This window comes from Exiguobacterium sp. MMG028, assembly GCF_027947425.1.
GTDB lineage: Bacteria > Bacillota > Bacilli > Exiguobacteriales > Exiguobacteriaceae > Exiguobacterium > Exiguobacterium aestuarii_A.
In genome coordinates this window covers 1-988 of the sequence record NZ_JAQJIN010000015.1, presented here as the reverse complement: position 1 = coordinate 988, position 988 = coordinate 1, and the positions used below count along the sequence as shown (strand labels likewise).

Annotated in this window: 10 tRNA genes; all 10 read left to right on the top strand. The window is 48.2% G+C overall.

The window, feature by feature from the left end:
* Nucleotides 1–74 precede the first annotated feature (74 nt).
* The 10 genes from PJK55_RS15125 to PJK55_RS15080 all read left to right on the top strand — a co-directional run bounded on the left by PJK55_RS15125 (nt 75) and on the right by PJK55_RS15080 (nt 975).
* A tRNA-Asp gene (locus tag PJK55_RS15125) sits at nt 75–150 on the top strand.
* A gap of 19 nt (nt 151–169) precedes the next feature.
* Nucleotides 170–245, top strand: a tRNA-Phe gene (locus PJK55_RS15120).
* 8 nt (nt 246–253) lie between these two features.
* Nucleotides 254–329, top strand: a tRNA-Thr gene (locus PJK55_RS15115).
* A gap of 10 nt (nt 330–339) precedes the next feature.
* A tRNA-His gene (locus tag PJK55_RS15110) sits at nt 340–415 on the top strand.
* 12 nt (nt 416–427) lie between these two features.
* Nucleotides 428–503 (top strand) — tRNA-Lys (locus PJK55_RS15105).
* Nucleotides 504–543: 40 nt separating this feature from the next.
* Nucleotides 544–624 (top strand) — tRNA-Leu (locus PJK55_RS15100).
* 16 nt (nt 625–640) lie between these two features.
* Nucleotides 641–715 (top strand) — tRNA-Gly (locus tag PJK55_RS15095).
* A 9-nt stretch (nt 716–724) separates the two neighbouring features.
* Nucleotides 725–812: transfer RNA gene (locus PJK55_RS15090), tRNA-Leu, on the top strand.
* Between the two features lie 3 nt (nt 813–815).
* Nucleotides 816–892, top strand: a tRNA-Arg gene (locus tag PJK55_RS15085).
* 6 nt (nt 893–898) lie between these two features.
* Nucleotides 899–975, top strand: a tRNA-Pro gene (locus tag PJK55_RS15080).
* Nucleotides 976–988: the final 13 nt, after the last annotated feature.

Genomic DNA, 988 nt, shown 5'->3' with positions numbered 1-988 from the left:
TTATTTTTTTAAAAAAGTTATTGACTTTACATAAAATGACCTTTAAAATAGGTAAAGTCGATATGACTTAAAACGGTCCCGTGGTGTAGGGGTTAACATGTCTGCCTGTCACGCAGAAGATCGCGGGTTCGAATCCCGTCGGGACCGCCATTTTTAATTTAATATTTATGGCTTTGTAGCTCAGTTGGTAGAGCAAAGGACTGAAAATCCTTGTGTCGGCGGTTCGATTCCGTCCAAAGCCACCATATAACGCGCCGGTGTAGCTCAGTTGGTAGAGCATCTGACTTGTAATCAGAGGGTCGAGGGTTCGAATCCTTTCGCCGGCACCATTTTTTCATGGCGGTTGTGGCGAAGTGGTTAACGCACCGGATTGTGATTCCGGCATTCGAGGGTTCAATTCCCTTCAGCCGCCCCATTAAAATTTAATGAGCCATTAGCTCAGTTGGTAGAGCATCTGACTTTTAATCAGAGGGTCGCAGGTTCGAGCCCTGCATGGCTCACCATTTCTCATTAATTTTTATTACTAAATACGTAATTTCACATGCGGGTGTGGCGGAATTGGTAGACGCGCTAGACTTAGGATCTAGTGTCTTTGACGTGGGGGTTCGAGTCCCTTCACCCGCATCTCTAAAATACTTATGCGGAAGTAGTTCAGTGGTAGAATACGACCTTGCCAAGGTCGGGGTCGCGGGTTCGAATCCCGTCTTCCGCTCCATCTTAATACGCGGTCGTGGCGGAATCGGTAGACGCGCTAGGTTGAGGGCCTAGTGGTGGTTAACACCGTGGAGGTTCAAGTCCTCTCGACCGCACCATATGCACCCTTAGCTCAGCTGGATAGAGCGTTAGACTACGAATCTAAAGGCCGGGAGTTCGAATCTCTCAGGGTGCACCATTATTACGGGAAGTAGCTCAGCTTGGTAGAGCACTTGGTTTGGGACCAAGGGGTCGCAGGTTCGAATCCTGTCTTCCCGACCATTTAATTTTTGGT